Origin of the sequence: Hyalangium versicolor (assembly GCF_020103695.1) — a bacterium.
Classification (GTDB): Bacteria; Myxococcota; Myxococcia; order Myxococcales; family Myxococcaceae; genus Hyalangium; species Hyalangium versicolor.
Genome location: NZ_JAHXBF010000044.1, coordinates 24413 through 40631, shown reverse-complemented (window position 1 = coordinate 40631; position 16219 = coordinate 24413). Strand labels below are relative to the sequence as shown.

The following is a 16219-nucleotide window of genomic DNA, read 5'->3' as shown; positions in this document are numbered from 1 at the left end:
GGAGATCCCCATGCATGCACTGTCCGTCCTGAATCAGGAGTTCCTTGCGCGCGGTTGGAACCGCAAGCCCACCGGCCGGCTCGTCGCGGAGCTCGGCTTTCACGTAACGCTTGCCGTGGGCGGGCTCGCCGTCGTGGTGCTCGCCCACAACCTGGCGCTCGATGCGCTGGGCCTGCTCCTCTCCACGATGGGCTCGCTGGGCGTGTCGACCAACACCCATACCTCCTCGCACTACGCCACCTGCAACCGGCGCTGGGCGAATCGGGCCCTTACGTACTTCGGCTATCCGCTCTTCCTGGGCATGTCCGCCACGTACTGGTGGCAGAAGCACGTGGCCGTCCACCACCCCACGCCCAACGTCATCGGACTGGATGACGACGCGGACCTGTTGCCAGCGTTCACGATCAACATACGGGACGTGGCCCAGGCCCGGGGTTTGCGGCGCTGGTGGTTCGATCACCAGTGGCTGGGTATCTTCTTCGCCATCGCCTTCAACGCGCTGAACGTCCAGCGAGCGGGGATTCAGTACCTCGTCGCGTGCCTGCGCGACCCTGCCCGCCGCAAGGCAGCCCACGGCTACGACGCGCTGATGCTCGTTGGGCACGTGGCCCTGTGGCTGGTGATTCCCTCGCTCTTCTTCGGGCCGCTGCCGGTGCTGGCGTTGTACGCGGTGCGCGTGGTGCTGCTGGGGTACGCCATCTTCGTCGCGTTCGCCCCCGCGCACTTCCCGGAGGAGGCGGCCTTCCTGGATCGCCAGGACCGCAACCGCCCCGAGTACTTCCGGAGGGCGGACTTCATCCTCCTGCAGACGGCCACGACGCTGAACTTCCGCACGGGCTTCTTCGGCCGGTTGTTCTGCGCGGGAGTGGACTACCAGATCGAGCACCACCTCTTCCCGGGCTACAGCCACGTCTACTACCCACGGATGAGCCGCATCCTGAAGCGCTTCTGCGAGGAGAACGGCTACCCCTACCGCACGCTCGGGTGGTGGGAGGCGATCTGGAAGTCGCTGGTCGTCTTCCGCCGGCCCAAGCCTGTCTATCCCCAGCTCGAGGTGCTGCGTGGGGCCGTGCCATCCGTGGAGTCCAGCGAGCGCGAAGCCGTGGAGCTGCTGTCCGGTCAGGAGCAGGTGGCCTGAGCCATTCCGTCGAACGCCGAGGAATCACCCATGGTCCAGCGTCACCACCACACGGTTGTCACCCGGGATGGCATCTCGCTCGCGGTGAGCAGCTACCAGCAGGAGGGAGTGGCACCCCGCGAGGTGGCCCTCCTGCTGTGCGCCGTGGGAGCCCGGCAGGAGCGTTACGAGGCCTTCGCGAGGTGGCTGGCGCGTGACGGCTGGCGGGTCATCACCTTCGATTATCGCGGCATCGGCCGCTCGGTGCTGGAGGAGGGGAACCGGCACACCGCCTCCATGCGCACCTGGGGCGAGCAGGATGTGACGGCTGTCATCCAATGGGCTTGCGACACCTTCTCGCCGGAGCGACTCGTGGCTGTGGCCCACAGCATCGGGGGGCAGATCCTGCCGTTCTCCGAGAATCACTCCCGGTTGAGCGCGGTGGCGCTCGTCGCGTCTCAGCGGGGCTGCTGGCTCCACTGGAGCGGTTGGAAGCGGTATGGCGTCTGGCTCTTCTTCCGGCTCTACATCCCACTGTGCCTGAAGCTCTTCGGCCGCCTGCCGCTCTCGTTCGTGGGGCTGGACGACCTGGAGCGAGGCGTTGCCGAGGACTATGCGCGCTGGGGCCTGGACGAGCACTACCTGTGGCCCACGGGTGAGTCCCGCTCTGCGCGCTTCTCTGGCTGCACCTTCCCGTTGCTCGCGCTCAGCTTCGCGGACGACACCTTCTATGCGCCGAGGCGGGCCGTCCAGGTGCTGCTACACGACTACTATGTTTCGGCGCCAGCGCTCTGGTGCCACGTCGAGCACGAGCGGCTGAAGCTGCGCGGGCTGGGGCATTCGGGCTTCTTCGACTCGGAGCAGTGCCCGGAGAGCTGGTGGGGCGAGGTCTCCTCCTGGCTTCGGACAGCCTCCGCGAGCTCGGCCCTTCTGCCCCGGCGAGAGGGCGCCCGCGAGCCGAGTCTGGCCTCCATCGCCGTGCCCGTGTTGCGGCGTCCCCGAGCCCCTCAGATGGAGATTCCTCAGGCAGCTCCTGCGCTGGCCTCCGGGCTCGGAAGGGGAGGGACGCGATGACGGCGGTGGCGGTGGAAGAGCGCTCCTTCTTCGTGGAGCTCCCGAGCGCGCGCGTCCACACGCGGGTGGTCGGACAGGCAGACAGGACGCTGGTCATCGTCCCGGACCCTCCCAACCTCATCGAGCACCACCGAGAGGTCATCGAGCGGCTGGCGCGAGACTTCCGCGTCATCTCCTTCGAGTTGCCGGGCTTCGGACGCTCGGAGCTGCGGAACGGGGCGCGCTTCAGCCTCGAGCTCCAGGTGGAGGTGATGGCCGGGATGTTCGAGCAGCTGGCGGTGCGCCACGCTGTGCTGGAGATGTCCTGCTTGGGAGCGCTGGTGGGGCTGCGCCTGGCACGCCTGAGGCCGGAACTCGTGGAGCGGCTGGTGCTCGCCCAGGTGTCCACGCAAGAGCAGATGCAGACCTGGGCGAAGGGAACGGATGTCTGCGGCCTCATCCACACGCCCCGCGTGGGACAGGCGCTCGTGTCCCTGGGTCGGCGGTTCATCGCTCGTCACTGGTATCAGGCCGCGCTCCCGGAAGGGACGGATGCGCGAACGCGCCAGGGCTATCTCCAGCCCACGCTCCAGGCCCTCCGAGAAGGTGGCGCCTTCGAACTTGCCTCCGCCTATCAATCCCTGCGGCGCTCTGAAGCGATCGAGTACAGCGACATCCGCCAGCCCACGCTCCTGCTCTGGGGGTGCGCGGACCGGACACATGAGGGCACTTCGGCTCGTCCCCTGTGGCAGGCGCTGCCTCGTGCGGAACTCGTCGAGCTGGACGGGTGTGGCCACTTCCCCACCCTGGAGCATGCAGGGAGATATGAAGAGCGCCTGAGGGCCTGGCTCCAGGGATGACCTCAGCTCGTCAAAACCGTCTCACACGATGTCTCCCCAGATGCGTAAGCCATGGTCCTTCGGCGGAAGGCCATTCCCGGTTCGAGAGCCGGGGACTACTCTCGCGGGAGAGGGATCGCACCGATGGCCACCCAGTTCCCGCACCTTGAGCCCATCCACCGCGACTTCATCCTGCGCCAGCGGATGTTCTTCACAGCCTCCGCCGCCAGCACCGGTCGGGTGAACCTCTCACCGAAGGGGCTCGACTCGCTCCGCGTGCTCGGCCCCAGCGAGGTCGTCTACCTGGACCTCACCGGCAGCGGGAACGAGACCGCCGCGCACCTGCGCGCTGACGGACGCCTCACCCTCATGTTCTGCGCCTTCGAGGGGCCGCCCATGATTCTGCGCCTCTATGGGCGAGGCCAGGTGCTGCGCCGGGGCAGCACCGGGTACACCCGGTTGCTGGCCTCCGAGTTCGGCGGCGTGGAGCCGCTGGGGGCTCGGCAGATGGTGAAGCTCGACATCGACCTCGTGCAGAAGTCCTGCGGCTACAGCGTGCCCCTCTACGAGTTCACCGGCGACAGGCCCACGCTTGCACGCTGGGCCGAGAACAAGGGAGAGGAAGGACTGGAGGAGTACCGGCGTATGAAGAACGCGCGCAGCCTCGACGGCCTGCCTACCGGCCTCTTCGACGAGGACGACACGCCCCCAGGCGAGACGTAATCCAGGGGTCCGGCCTCAGGGACCCACGCGGTAGGCGCGGAGGTCCGCAGACTCGAGGGTGAGCGTGAGCTGGGTTCCCGTCTCGACGTGGTTTGTGACGAGGTTGGTGATCCGGCCGCTGGCGGGGAGAGTCACCTTCACGTTCGCCTTGCTCTGCATCGAGGTGTTGACCACGTAGTAGTACGTGCCCTGGCCCTGCGTGTTGATCTGGCGCACGACGACTTCGGAATCGCTCGAAGCGGAAGCGAGTTTCTCGGAGGGCAGCGCGGGCACGGCCAGGAACGCCTGATTGAACCGGCGCATGACCTCGGGGAAGCCCGTGGAGAAGCTTGAGCCCGACAGGTAGGCGATGTTGCGCGGGTCTCCGTTGGCGATGGCGCGTGCCTGCTGCAGCATGAGGTGCGGGCCCGCCCGATCGGTGTTCACCGAGACGTAGCCCATGGTGCCACCGAACGGGAGCGAGGGGTCGCTGCCCGTGTCCTCATTGAGCGGGTAGTGGCGGACGACCGTCAGACCGGAGGCGGCGCGGTACTTGCCGAGCGCGTCGGCGGAGGCGACGGTGAAGAGCCGGCCGATGGGATAGGTCATCATCACGCCTTCGACATTCGTGTAGTTCTCGGGGTCCGCGCCGGGCGCCGAGTGGAACTCCTCCGGGACGTCGGTGCTCGAGCTCAAGTCGATGGGTATCTGCTCCGCCAGCCGGGCGGGATAGAGGCCATTGTTGACGGCCTGGGTGTAGTCCGTGGGCGACCAGTGGTACTTGTAGTAACCGTCGCTGACCGTGTTCATGTACGCGGTCCACCATGCCGAATCGTCCGTGACCACGCCCGCGTGGTTGTTGGGCTGGCCGAGCGGATGGAGGTGCGGCACCTGCTCGCCCGTCCACGGCGTGAAGAGAACCTGGACATCGCTCTGCCCGAGCTGTGTCTTCAGGTAATCGCGCACCGCGCTCAGGAAGCTGACGCGCTTGGAGAACCACCAACTGATGTACCGGTTATAGAGGTCCTTGTTGCCCTGGTACGACGCGATCAGCGTGGCCTGGGACGCGGTCTGCGCCACCGAGTCGTTGGGGCGCTCCGCCTTGAAGCGGGCGATGGTGGCAGCCGCGAAGCTGATGGGCAGGTGGGTGTTGCGCGTGCGGAACCACACGCCGGCGAACTTCGCCTGGGTCTTGAACTGCCCCACCGTCTTGTCGATCAGCTTCTTGGCGTCGGCCAGCGTGTCGGGGTCGGTCAGGTCGGCGTCGGCGTCCTCGGTCCAGTAGACGCAGGTGTAGTAGCTGGTGTTGCCGCAGGTCTGCTTCTGGCCGTGGAACAGCTTCTGCGCGCGGCGCTGCTTGGCCAGGCTGTTGGCGCCCATGCCGGACTTGTATTCGAAGTAGGGCAGGAGCTCGAAGTCCTCAGCGGTCGCCCTGGGCACCAGCCGCGTCCAGAGATTGTTGTTGGGCGGCTGTGCCTCGTACATCCAATTCTGATCGCCCGTCTCGAAGCCCTGGTTGTAGCCGAACTCGAGCAGATCCTTGGTGAAGGTGTTGATCCCCAGCACCTTGGCCATCCGCATCTTGTACACGTACCAGTCCTCCGTATTGGCGACGGCACGCTGGGTGATGTCCGAGGCCATGATGGCTTCATCGGCCATCTCCTCGCGCCAGAAGATGCGTCGGCGCGGCAGCGTGGAGGGCGGGTAGTGGATGGGGGCGTAGAGCTTGGAGGGATCGCTCACCTCGTAGAGCTTGATGTGGCCGACGGCCACTCCCTGCGAGCGCGCATCGTTCAACTGCTTCGTCTGGAAGAGCGCGACGTTGAAGCCATCGGCGGGCAGGTTGGGCCGGCAGCCGGGGGCCGAGTCCCGCACGCCCTTGACGCCCTGGAAGCGGTCATGAAGGTAGAAGAACTGCTTGTAGAGCTGCCACTGCCCGCTCTGCGGGTAGTTGAGGGATTCGACGCTGGGCTCCGTGTACTGCGAGCGCGAGTCGCCTACCGCGGTGCCGGTGGCCCAGCCCTGCAGATGATCCGCGCCCCGGTTGGCGACGAAGAGGGTTCGAGGCACGTCGTCGGGGTACTCCACGACGAGGACGTAGGCCCGGCCCGCGATCAGTCCCTTGCCCTTGCCAATCACATACGACATGACCTTGGGCGCATCCCCCATGGGCAGGGTCCGCGCGGGCTTACCGAGCACGGTCTGTACCAGGCTGGCGCCCGCGGTGGACTCGTAGCTGGGAGCGACCTGCGCCGTGTCGATGTCGTCGATCAGCGTGAGGCCCGTGGTGATGTCGATGAGGACGGGTGTCTCGACGCCCGCGTCCGGAGAAGTCCCGCCATCGGGCGTGGGGCCCGGTCCACCTCCGCCGTCGGGATTGTCCTGGGGATCGCCACCGTCAGGGGTATCGGGGGTGTTGCTGCTGCAAGCCGTTGCCAGGGCGATGACGAGCGCCCACGACCAGAGGGAAGTGCGCAAGAGAGGGCCTCCGCTCGACGGTGCTGCGGGATGAAGGGGGAACCTTCATCCTAGGGCCCTTGCTCGGAGGAGATCTCCAGAGATCAGGAGATCGGGGGAAACCCCTTGTCGCCTCAGGTCCCCTTCTGTGCGCGCCATGCGCGAGCAAAGCCACCTGAGAGCACGAAGCGCGGGAACGTGATCCACTGCTCCACGAAGATGCGCGCCACCACGTCGAGCGGGCCCCGGAAGGGCACGGGGGGAGTCGTCTCGAGGCGGTGCCCCCGGCCCTGGACCGCCATGGCACCCACCATGCCGACGAGCCCCGGGAGGGCCAGCCAGATCGAGGTGAGCGGCGAGGTGAAGAGCAGCAGGGTGCCGAGCTGAAACAGCGGCACCGTCACCGCGTGCATGATCAGGTTGCTGCGCTGGCTGTGGTTGTCCGTGTAGAGGTTCCACTGCCAGGTGAGGAGTCCTTCGGAGCGGTCGTCCATGGTCTTGGCGTTCATACCCTGGATGTAGGCCAGGCCCGGTTCAGCGTCTTGAACGAACTGGCTGTGCCGGAGGCCGCAGCGCGGAGGGAGGCATGCCCAGCATGCGCCGGAAGGTGCGCGTCATGTGCGCGGCGTCCGAGAAGCCTGCGGCATGGGCCGCCTCTCCGAGCGGGGTGCCGGACACGATGGCCGCGGCTGCTCGCTGGAGCCGCAGCCACGCGAGGTAGGGCCGGAGCGGCAGGCCAATGGACTCGGTGAAGGCGTGCATCAGGCGCCCGGGCGAGAGCCCCACCTGGGTCGCGAGCGTGGTCAGCGAGGCGTCATCGTCGGGGGAGAGGTCGCGCAGCAGCCGCAGCACCTTCCGCACGCGGGGGTGCAGGGCCGGGCGGGGTGTGGAGGTGCCAGCTCCCAGCACCTCGACGGCTCGGCGTGTCCACTCGACGCCACCGGCCTGCATGAGGTCCAGCGGATCGACGTCGCGGATCAGCGCATCGCGCTCGGAGGCGGTGATGGCGCGCAGGGGGCCGGTGATGGAGCTGCGGAGCGCCGCCCCTGTCTCGCTCTCGGGATCGAGGAAGACGAGCAGCACCTCGCGGTTCGAGGCATCGAGGGCGTGGGGCACATCCGGAGCCGTCAACACTCCGGGCATGTCCTGCCAGGGCCCTCTGCCTGCGCGCACGCGCAGCGGAGCCTCCAGGCTCAGCACGAGGTGCATGGCATGGTGGGCGTGGCCGGCGCTGAGCCCGCCGAGGCCGCGTGTGGCCAGCAGCGGCGGCCAGACGGGCAGGGGAGCTCCAGGGGCAGTGCGGGGGACGCCGGTGACGCGCATGGCGCCATGCTACCGGAAGGCTCAGCGTGCCGTGCACTTGCCGCTGCGGCAGCTGCCGCCGGGGCAGTCGGAGTCGGAGTAGCAGGTGCCGCCCGCGGTGGTGCACTTGCCACTGCGGCACTTGCCGCCGCCACACTCTGAATCCGAGTAGCAGGTGCCGCCCGCGGTGGTGCACTTGTTGCTGCGGCAGCTGCCGCCGGGGCAGTCGGAGTCGGAGTAGCAGGCGCCGCCCGCAGTGGTGCATTTGCCGCTGCGGCACTTGCCACCGCCACATTCGGAATCCGAATAGCACTGGCCACCGGCAGTGGTGCACTTGCCGCTGCGGCAGCTCCCACCCGGGCACTCGGAGTCGGAGTAACAGGTGCCGCCGGCGGTGGTGCACGTGCCGCTGCGGCAGCGGCCGCCATTGCACTCGGAATCGGAGTAGCAGTCGGCGTGCGCGGCGGGAGCCAGGAGGAGGACGCAGAGCGCGAGCGGCATGAGGAGCAGGCGGGACATGATGACCTCCGGGAGAGCGGTCATCCTACGGTACAACTCCCACGTCCATGGGAGTCACCGACCCAGACTCACAGGGACTGCCCATCTACTTGCGCGGCTGTCCGCTGCGCCGCACCTGGACGAGCTCCGCGACGATGGAGACCGCGATCTCCTCGGGCGTCAGCGCTCCAATGGCCAGCCCCATCGGTGAGCGGATTCGATCCAGCGCCGCATCCTCCGCGCCCGCCGCCTTCAGCCGCATCCGGAACCGCTCGGCCTTGCGCCGGCTGCCGATGACACCCAGGTACGCGGCGGGCTTGCTCAGCAGCGCCTCCACCACGGCCTGGTCCAGCGGATGGTCATGCGTGGTGACGCAGTAGAAGTCCTGGCCACTGCCCGCCACCGCCCGCGCATGGTCCGCCGGATCCTTCAGCAGCACCTCACAGCCAGGGAAGCGCTCGGCTGAAGCCCACTCGGGTCGGGCATCCACCACCGTGACGCGGAAGCCCACCTTGTGCGCCAGGGCCGCCAGCTCCTTCGCCACGTGCCCGGCGCCGAACACGGTCAGCCTCGCGGGCGCCCCGTGCTTCTCCAGGAACACCTTCATCCGGCCGCCGCAACACATCCCCAGCTCGTGGGTCAGGTGCGTCTCGATGACGCGCGTCTGCTCGGGGGCTCCCAGCAGCGCCAGCGCGGCCTCGATGATCTGCTGCTCGATGGCTCCTCCGCCCACCGTGCCGCGCAGCGAGCCGTCGCCCAGCACCACCATCTTCGAGCCGGGCTTCTGCGGCGTGCTGCCCGCACTCTCGATGACGGTGGCCAGGACGAATGGCTTGCCCTCGGTGACGAGGGCGGCGATCTCCGCGTACAGGTCCATCGGCGAAGGCGAGCCTACCGTGCCCGCCTAGCCAAAGAACACCTGGGCCACCTTGAAGAACTCCTCGGGCACCCGCTTGAGCTCCTTGGTCGCCAAGGACAGGTCCACGCTGATGATCTCGTTGCCGCGCAGCGAGGCCATCTTCCCGAACTCGCCCCGAGCCACCATGTCGCACGCGTGCACGCCATAGCGCGTGGCCAGCACCCGGTCGTGCGCCGTGGGCACGCCGCCGCGCTGGATGTGCCCCAGCACCGACACGCGTGTCTCGAAGCCCGTGCGCCGCTCAATCTCGTGCGCCACGATGCTGCCCACACCGCCCAGCCGGGGCCGGCCCGCCTCGTCCAGCGCTCCCGAGGTGATGAGCTGCTCGCCCTTGTCCTCGGACATCTTCACCCGCGTGCCCTCGGCCACCACCACGATGGAGAAGGTGCGCCCCGAGGCGTGCCGCCGCTGGATGTGCTCGGCCACTCCCGCGAGATCCGCCGGAATCTCCGGCACCAGGATGACGTCCGCTCCACCCGCGATGCCCGCGTACGTGGCGATCCACCCCACGTGCCGCCCCATCACCTCGCAGACGATGACGCGTTTGTGGGACTCGGCTGTGGAGTGCAGCCGGTCGATGGCGTCCGTGGCGATTGTCACCGCCGTGTCGAAGCCGAAGGTGAAGTCCGTGCCGTTCAAGTCGTTGTCGATCGTCTTCGGCACGCCGACGATGCGCAGGCCCTCCTGGGACATGCGCGTGGCGGCCGAGAGCGTGCCCTCACCGCCGATGGCGATGACGGCGTGGATGCCGTTGCGCTCCACCGCCTTCTTCACCTTCTCCAGGCCGCCTTCCACCTTGAAGGGGTTGACGCGCGAGGTGCCCAGGATGGTGCCGCCGCGGTGGAGGATGCCGGAGGTCGTCTCCCGCGTGAGGCGGAAGTGGTTGTCCTCGAGCAGGCCCTTCCATCCGTCCCGCAGGCCCATCATCTCGAAGCCATGCTCGCTGGCACGGCGGACGACTGCACGAATCACCGCATTGAGGCCGGGGCAGTCACCCCCGCCAGTAAGGACAGCGACTTTCATGAGAACGGTTTCTAGCGCGTGCGGGCGAGAAGCAAAGGAACGATTTCACTGCTGGCGGCCAGGGGTTGCGCCCGCCAGGCATCCTCTTCCGCGAACTTCCGAGCGAAGGCCCGAGCGTGACGACGCAGTGCGTCGTGCATGGGGGATGTCCATGGTTGGTTTTGATGCGATGCGTCATGTCTGGCCCATCTTCCATACCGGAAGGGTTCTTCCCCTGAAGGCCGCTTGTCGTCATAACGGGCCTTCCACCCTCTCGGGCCCGACGTCAGGGCCAACCTGCTGCGTCCCGTGAACGTCCGCGTCTTCGCCACCGAGCAGGAAGCTGCCGTCGCCTGTGCGGCCCACATCGCCGCCGAAGTCCGTTCCAAGCCCGACCTGGTCATGGGGTTGCCCACCGGTCGCTCTCCCATCAACTTCTATAAGGAGCTGGTGGCGTCGCACCGGCGCGGTGAGTTGGATTTGTCCCGCGCCACCTCCTTCACGTTGGATGAGTTCCTCGGGGTGCCGCCGGATGATCCGGCCAGCTTCCAGGCCTATATGGAGCGCCACCTTTTCCGGTACGTGAACCTGGCGCCGGAGCGCACCCACTTCTTCGACGGGAGCGCCCCGGACGCGGAGGCGGAGTGCGCGCGCTACGACGCGGCGGTGGTGGCGGCAGGAGGCATGGACCTGGTGCTGCTGGGCATCGGCCCCAACGGGCACATCGCCTTCAACGAGCCCGGGGACTCGGTCCATGCGACGAGCCACCGCGTGCTCCTGTCCCGCGAGACGCGGCAGACCTTGGCGCCGCTCGTGGGGGACGACGTCTCAAAGGTCCCCATGGCGGCGCTGACGCTGGGAGTGGCGCCGCTGATCCAGGGCAAGCAGGTGCACCTGTTGGCCTTTGGCGCGGGCAAGGCGGCGGCCGTCACGGCGATGGTGCACGGCCCCATCACCCCGCGGTGCCCGGCATCCTTCCTTCAGCTCCACCGGGACGTGTACCTGTGGCTGGACCCCATCGCTGCCCGGGGACTCCAGAGGCGCTGAGCTCAGTAGCCTCGGCTGGAGACGCCGGACAGCCGCGCCTCGCGCACGCGACGCAGCAGCGAGACGAACTCCGCGCGGTCCTCCATGCCCTCGGTGGCGCCCTCGGCCAGCTCCTCGGCCACGGCCAGGCTCCAGTCGCTGGCCTGCTTCGAGCCTCGGAGGATGTCCGCCGACCCCGCCACCGCGGTGGCGAAGCGCAGGCTCGCCGAGGCGTCCTCCAGCTTGCGGTGGAGCTCCGCTCGCGAGACGGAGAAGCTCTGCTCGGCGGCCTCGCTGCCCGAGGGCGTCTTGGCGCGCACGCGCACCGTGGCCAGCTTCGAACCTTCGCCCGTCAGCTCCACCTCGTATAGCGCCGTGACGGAGTGGCCCGCGCCAATCTCTCCCGCGTCCACCTTGTCGTTGCGGAAGTCGCGGTCGGCGATGTCCCGGTTCTCGTAGCCCAGCAGCCGGTAGCCGCGCACCGCCGTCTTGTCGAACTCCACCTGCACCTTCACGTCCTTGGCGATGATCTCCAGCGTCCCGGCGAGCTGCTCCTGGAAGACGCGGCGGGCCTCCTTCTCGCTGTCGATGTAGAAACAGTTGCCGTTGCCCTTGTCGGCCAGCTTCTCCATCAGGTCATCCCGGTAGTTGCCCATGCCGAAGCCGATGGTGGACAGCGTCACGCCCTCCTGCACAGAGCCGCGGATGCTCTCCAACATGGCCTCCGGCGTGACATTGCGCCCCAGGTTCGTGTCGCCATCCGTGAGGACGATGACGCGTGAGACGGCATTCGGGGCGGCCTTGCGCGCCGCGTGCTGGTAGGCAATCTCCAGCCCGCTGCCCATGGCGGTGCCGCCGCCCGCGGTGAGCGAGTCGATGGCCGCGAAGAGCTTCGCCCGCTCGGAGGCGGGGGTGGGCGGTAGCACGTCGCGCACGCTGCCCGCGTAGGTGACGAGCGCCACGGTGTCCTCCTCGTTGAGTCCATCCACCATGAGCTTCATCGCGCGTTGGGCCAGCGGCAGCTTGTCCGGCGCGGACATGGAGCCGCTGGTGTCCGCCAGGAAGACGAGGTGGGTGGGCTTGCGCTGGCTCTTGCCAATCTTCCGCCCCTGGAGCCCCACCTTGAGCAGGTGCCGTCCCGGGGTGAAGGGCGAGGGCGCGCCCTCCAGGTCCACGCTGAAGTCCCCCTGTGAGGGCGCGGGCAGCTTGTATTGGAAGTAGTTCACCCACTCCTCGATGCGCACCGAGTCCTGCGGCGGCAGCGAGCCTCCATTCACGTAGCGGCGGAAGAGGGCATAGGAGGCCGTGTCCACGTCCACCGCGAAGGTGGAGAGGGCATCCTCGGAGGTGAGGGTGAAGGGGTTGGGGCGCAGGCCCGCGTGGGTGTTCCCCGGGGGCACGGGCTCGGCGGCCATGTGCTGGGCGGCAGGAGCCGGAGCGCTGGGTGCCGTGCCGTCGTAATCGGAGTTCTCCCCGAAGCTCCGCATCGTCTTGCGGTTGAGCGATCCGTAGTCGGCCACGGCCCCTCCCGAGAGCGCCGACGCGCTCGCACCGTTGAGTTTGCGGAGGTTGTCTCCGAAGAGGGTGATGACACCCACCAGCAAGACGACCGCCGCCAGGGTGATGACGACGACCTTCGTGATTCCTCCGGAACCCTTCATGTGCGCGAACCTCGGGGAAGCGTGGGGCGTGGCACCAGCGCGCGCATGAATCCCACGTCGCGCGAACGCGCGCGTCCGTCATTCATCCGAGGTCGGTCATTGGGAGGATGGGTCGACGTCGCACTACCGACGCGCTTGTGGCTCCGGGCGGGCCTTGGCAGCAGTCGCTGGCGGAGGACGGGCGGGAGGACGAGCGGAAGCAGTGGGCCGGCTCTTCCCCGCCACAGCCGGCCGAGGGGGCGGAGGGCGCAGGCGCTCGTAGGCCGCCATCACTTTCGCCACATAGAACTCTGTCTCTCCATTATGAGGCACCTGCCCATTCACCGCCCCGGGCCCCGCGTTGTAGGCGGCGACCGCCAGGCGCACGTTGTCGAACCGCGCGAGCTGCGCGGCCAAGTAGCGCGCGCTGGCGTCGATGGCGGGCTCGGGCTCGAAGGGATCCTCCACGCTCAGCATCCGCGCGGTGCCGGGCATGAGCTGGCCGGGCCCCATGGCGCCTGCGGCGGAGATGCGGTGCGGATGGGTCTCGGATTCTACCTGCACGAGCGCCTGGAGCAGGCCTGTGGGCAGGCGGTGACGGCGCTCGGCCTGGGCGATGAGGGGCTCGAGCGGTTCGTGCCCGCTGAGCAGGCACGCGGGCCGGTGCTGCGCGTAGGCCCCAAGTGCGTGGACCTTCTGCTCCAGGAAGGACAGCGAGAACGGAGACACCTCGGTGTCGCCAAAGAAGCTGACGGCCAGGTTGATCAGCACCAGCGGCGTGAGGACGGCGAGTCCCAGCCACACCCACCCCGGAATGGGGAGCCCTCCGCTGATCCGCTTGCGCGCCACGCTCTACCCTTAAGGGCGCTTGGGCTTCCCGTCCATCTTCCGGCGCACCGGAGCCGTCCCCAGGGGCAACCGCAGCCCGTCCAGCACCAGCGTGGTGAGCGCATCCGGCAGCTCCAGCGGGTTGCCGATGTCTTCCTCGCTGAGCACCGCCAGCAGCAGGCGCTCCACGGCACCCACCACCGCGAGCCCGCTCACCGCCGGGCGGATGGGGCGCAGCAGGCCATGGGTATGGGCCTTCTCGGTGATGTCCACCGCGTGACGGGCCACCAGCCGCGCCAGCTCCGCCACCTTCACCCGAGCCCCCACCGCCGGGCCCCGGCACTCTTGGAGGTAGAGCCGCACCACGCTCGGGTACTGCAGCAGCGAACCGGCGATGATGGCCGCCATCGCCCGGTACGCGTCGAACATGGCCTCCACGTCACGCGCCGCGGCCAGGGCTCGGCCGCACGCCTCCAGCCCCGCAATCAGATCGCGCCTCACCGGCTCGAGCAGCGCGTCCACCAGCGCCGTCTGATCCGCGAAGTACCGGTAGAACGTTCCCTTGGCGACCCCCGCGGCCTGGGTGATGTCGTCAACGGTAACCCCATCCAGTCCTCGCTCGAGGAACAGGCGCAGGCCGGCCTCGCTCAGCTCCTTCATCCGCTCGCGGCGGTTGGTTTCCCTGGCGCCGCCTTGGGGGCCAGGGCGCCGTTGGGGCGATTCAGCGGGTGGAGTGGAGACAGACGGACGGTGCGGGTGGTTTCGAGCGCTCATTTCGTTGCGGATTACAAAAAAAGTGACCAAATAGTCATTATTTGGTGCGGTACCGCAGAGGCCGGACGCGCCACTGGAGGCGGACCATGATTGGCATCCCACTGGGCCTGCTCTACAGCAACTTCGGCGAGTGGTTGCTGCACAAGTACGTGCTTCACGGCCTGGGGAAGAACCCGAAGAGTTTCTGGAGCTTCCACTGGCACGAGCACCACCAGAAGTCCCGGCGCAACGAGATGGTGGACGACCAGTACACCAGCTCGTGGTGGACCTGGTCGCCCCAGTCCAAGGAGTTGTTGGGGCTGGCCGCTATCGTGGTGAGCCACCTGCCGCTCCTGCCCGTGGCTCCCTTTTTCACCGCCACCGTGTGGTTCTCGACGGTGAGGTACTACCGCATCCACAAGAAGGCTCACCTTGATCCGTACTGGGCGAAGGAGCACCTACCGTGGCACTACGATCACCACATGGGGCGTGATCAGAACTCGAACTGGTGTGTCACGCATCCGTTCTTCGACATCGTCCTGGGCACGCGCAAGGAGTTCATCGGCACGCAGCCGAAGGCGCCCCAGGCGGCCGTGAAGGGCCAGCGCTCGCCCGAGCCTGCTGCTCAACAGGCTCCTCCTTCCGCGCCTCCCACGGCCTGATCCTTCCGCCCCACTCTCAGAGGGAGCTCAGCGTCGCGAGCGTTTGGCCGCTTGCCCGGAGCCCTTCCGTGGTTTCGACGCACCGCGCTGTGCCGAGGCCTTCTTGGGGATTGGCCGAGCCGCTGGCTTGGAGGCCTTGCGAGCCACCGTCTTCTTTGCGGCACGCGTCATGGGCTTCCTGGCTGCGGGCTCCTGCGGCTTCGCGGTGAGGACGGTGTCCAGCGCCCGGAGCGCATCCGTGGTGGTGAAGATGCCCAGCACTGCGGCGCCGTGGAGGATGACGGCAGAACCGTATTTGTGGAGCGCCATCTCTCGGGCCACCGTGGCCAGGGGAGTGCCGGGCTCCACGGTGTAGGCGTCCTGAGACATGGCCTCCTCGACGGTGACTTCGCTGGGGACCACGTCCTTGAGCGTCTCGATGAGGTGCAGATCCCTCTGAGAGAGCATGCCGACGAGCCTCCCTCCCTCGAGTACAGGGAGGTGACGGATGGAGTGATCATTCATCATCCGGTGGGCCTCGGTGAGCGGGCTCTTCGTCCCGATGGTGTGGACGGAGCGGGTCATGAAGTTCTCGATGGCGTCGGTCATGGGCTTTCCTTGGGGTTCAAGGGGTGGGTAGCAAACCCCTGGCCAACCTCTTCCCTTGGGGGAAGGTGCTATCGCCCTGCGGTGCGTGCATCTGGTGCGCGAGGGCGAGGCCCGGCGCAAAGGGTGCGTCCGCTGAACAGGAGCGGATCCGACTGCCCGCTCGTGGACACCCCAGGAACGTCTGGTGGGGGGGCGGGCTGGCGTGGGGCGCGAGGGAAGAGGTATCTCCGATGCATAGCTTCTCCGAGCGCATGCGGACCCGGCTCTGGCCGGGAGGAGGCGGCCGGTCATGAAGAAGCTGGCGGCGAAGAACCCGGAGAAGCTCATTGATCTGCTCCAGGAGCGGCGCACCTTCGAGCGGATGGGCGTGAAGCTCTACGATCGCGTCCTCTCCCTGATGGCGGTGTCCAAGGAGCCGCAGATCCTGGGGATGGTGGACACGATGCAGGCCTATCGGGACGAGGAGGCCGAGCACCAGATGTGGCTGGAGGAGCAGATCCAGGCGCTGGGTGGAGACGTGAACGCGGAGTCGGAGCGGTCCCGGCTGGCGGCCGCGGAGACGCGAGGCCTCGAGGAGGTGATCCTCCGCGAGGACGTGGAGTTGCAGCACCTGTTCCACGCGTTGATGGCGGCGGAGCTGGTGGACAACGCGGGGTGGGACCTGTTGACGGCGCTGGCGGAGGAGGCGGACGACGACGACGCGCTGGATGCCTTCACGCTGCGCCAGGCGGAGGAGGAGGACCACCTGGACTACCTGCAGCAGACGATGGCACGGTACGCGGAGAGCCAGGTGCTCGGCGAGCAGCTGCAGCTGCCCACCGAGCCGTAGGGGT

At 67.9% G+C, this 16219-nt stretch carries 17 protein-coding genes; 7 read left to right on the top strand and 10 right to left on the bottom strand.

Going from position 1 to position 16219, the window contains the following annotated elements; translation table 11 throughout:
• Window positions 1-10 precede the first annotated feature (10 nt).
• From KY501_RS49360 to KY501_RS49345, 4 genes are all read left to right on the top strand, one after another.
• The gene (locus KY501_RS49360) at window positions 11-1138 is read left to right on the top strand and encodes an acyl-CoA desaturase (RefSeq protein WP_224372440.1); all 1128 of its coding nucleotides are present in this window, start codon (window positions 11-13) and stop codon (window positions 1136-1138) included.
• Window positions 1139-1168: 30 nt separating this feature from the next.
• Window positions 1169-2191, top strand: a complete 1023-nt coding sequence (locus KY501_RS49355; protein ID WP_224372438.1) for an alpha/beta hydrolase family protein — start codon at window positions 1169-1171, stop codon at window positions 2189-2191.
• On the top strand, window positions 2188-3030 hold the full coding sequence (locus KY501_RS49350; RefSeq protein ID WP_224372437.1) for an alpha/beta fold hydrolase: 843 nt from the start codon (window positions 2188-2190) through the stop codon (window positions 3028-3030). The genes KY501_RS49355 and KY501_RS49350 overlap by 4 nt, the downstream gene beginning before the upstream one ends.
• A 123-nt stretch (window positions 3031-3153) precedes the next feature.
• Window positions 3154-3732, top strand: coding sequence for a pyridoxamine 5'-phosphate oxidase family protein (locus tag KY501_RS49345; protein ID WP_224372435.1), 579 nt, complete (start codon window positions 3154-3156; stop codon window positions 3730-3732).
• A 15-nt stretch (window positions 3733-3747) separates the two neighbouring features.
• Here the strand turns inward: KY501_RS49345 and KY501_RS49340 are convergent, their stop codons facing one another.
• The 6 genes from KY501_RS49340 to KY501_RS49315 all read right to left on the bottom strand — a co-directional run bounded on the left by KY501_RS49340 (window position 3748) and on the right by KY501_RS49315 (window position 9910).
• Window positions 3748-6189, bottom strand: coding sequence for a hypothetical protein (locus tag KY501_RS49340; RefSeq protein ID WP_224372433.1), 2442 nt, complete (start codon window positions 6187-6189; stop codon window positions 3748-3750).
• Between the two features lie 113 nt (window positions 6190-6302).
• A complete protein-coding gene (locus KY501_RS49335) occupies window positions 6303-6677 on the bottom strand; it encodes a terminase (RefSeq protein ID WP_224372432.1) in 375 nt (124 codons plus the stop codon).
• 25 nt (window positions 6678-6702) lie between these two features.
• Window positions 6703-7491, bottom strand: coding sequence for a helix-turn-helix domain-containing protein (locus KY501_RS49330; RefSeq protein WP_224372431.1), 789 nt, complete (start codon window positions 7489-7491; stop codon window positions 6703-6705).
• Between the two features lie 21 nt (window positions 7492-7512).
• The gene (locus tag KY501_RS49325; RefSeq protein ID WP_224372429.1) at window positions 7513-7989 is read right to left on the bottom strand and encodes a hypothetical protein; all 477 of its coding nucleotides are present in this window, start codon (window positions 7987-7989) and stop codon (window positions 7513-7515) included.
• An 85-nt stretch (window positions 7990-8074) separates the two neighbouring features.
• Window positions 8075-8845, bottom strand: a complete 771-nt coding sequence (gene xdhC / locus KY501_RS49320) for a xanthine dehydrogenase accessory protein XdhC (protein WP_224372427.1) — start codon at window positions 8843-8845, stop codon at window positions 8075-8077.
• A gap of 27 nt (window positions 8846-8872) precedes the next feature.
• Entirely contained in the window at window positions 8873-9910 is a 1038-nt protein-coding gene (locus tag KY501_RS49315) for a 6-phosphofructokinase (RefSeq protein ID WP_224372425.1), read from the bottom strand.
• 288 nt (window positions 9911-10198) lie between these two features.
• Here KY501_RS49315 and KY501_RS49310 point away from each other — a divergent pair, with 288 nt between their 5' ends.
• Entirely contained in the window at window positions 10199-10936 is a 738-nt protein-coding gene (locus KY501_RS49310) for a glucosamine-6-phosphate deaminase (RefSeq protein WP_224372424.1), read from the top strand.
• 2 nt (window positions 10937-10938) lie between these two features.
• On the opposite strand, the gene KY501_RS49305 is transcribed toward KY501_RS49310, so the two are convergent.
• The 3 genes from KY501_RS49305 to KY501_RS49295 form a co-directional block, all read right to left on the bottom strand.
• Window positions 10939-12576, bottom strand: coding sequence for a vWA domain-containing protein (locus tag KY501_RS49305; protein WP_224372422.1), 1638 nt, complete (start codon window positions 12574-12576; stop codon window positions 10939-10941).
• A gap of 123 nt (window positions 12577-12699) precedes the next feature.
• Complete coding sequence (locus tag KY501_RS49300; RefSeq protein WP_224372421.1) at window positions 12700-13404, bottom strand: lytic transglycosylase domain-containing protein; 705 nt, start codon at window positions 13402-13404, stop codon at window positions 12700-12702.
• 9 nt (window positions 13405-13413) lie between these two features.
• Window positions 13414-14043 carry a TetR/AcrR family transcriptional regulator gene (locus KY501_RS49295; RefSeq protein WP_224372420.1) on the bottom strand — a complete coding sequence of 210 codons (630 nt, stop codon included), beginning with the start codon at window positions 14041-14043 and terminating at the stop codon, window positions 13414-13416.
• Between the two features lie 200 nt (window positions 14044-14243).
• Between KY501_RS49295 and KY501_RS49290 the strand changes: the two genes are divergently transcribed.
• On the top strand, window positions 14244-14798 hold the full coding sequence (locus tag KY501_RS49290) for a hypothetical protein (RefSeq protein WP_224372419.1): 555 nt from the start codon (window positions 14244-14246) through the stop codon (window positions 14796-14798).
• A gap of 27 nt (window positions 14799-14825) precedes the next feature.
• Here KY501_RS49290 and KY501_RS49285 read toward each other — a convergent pair whose 3' ends face one another.
• Window positions 14826-15386 carry a CBS domain-containing protein gene (locus KY501_RS49285; RefSeq protein ID WP_224372418.1) on the bottom strand — a complete coding sequence of 187 codons (561 nt, stop codon included), beginning with the start codon at window positions 15384-15386 and terminating at the stop codon, window positions 14826-14828.
• Between the two features lie 289 nt (window positions 15387-15675).
• Here KY501_RS49285 and KY501_RS49280 point away from each other — a divergent pair, with 289 nt between their 5' ends.
• Window positions 15676-16215, top strand: coding sequence for a hypothetical protein (locus tag KY501_RS49280; RefSeq protein WP_224372417.1), 540 nt, complete (start codon window positions 15676-15678; stop codon window positions 16213-16215).
• Window positions 16216-16219 lie beyond the last annotated feature (4 nt).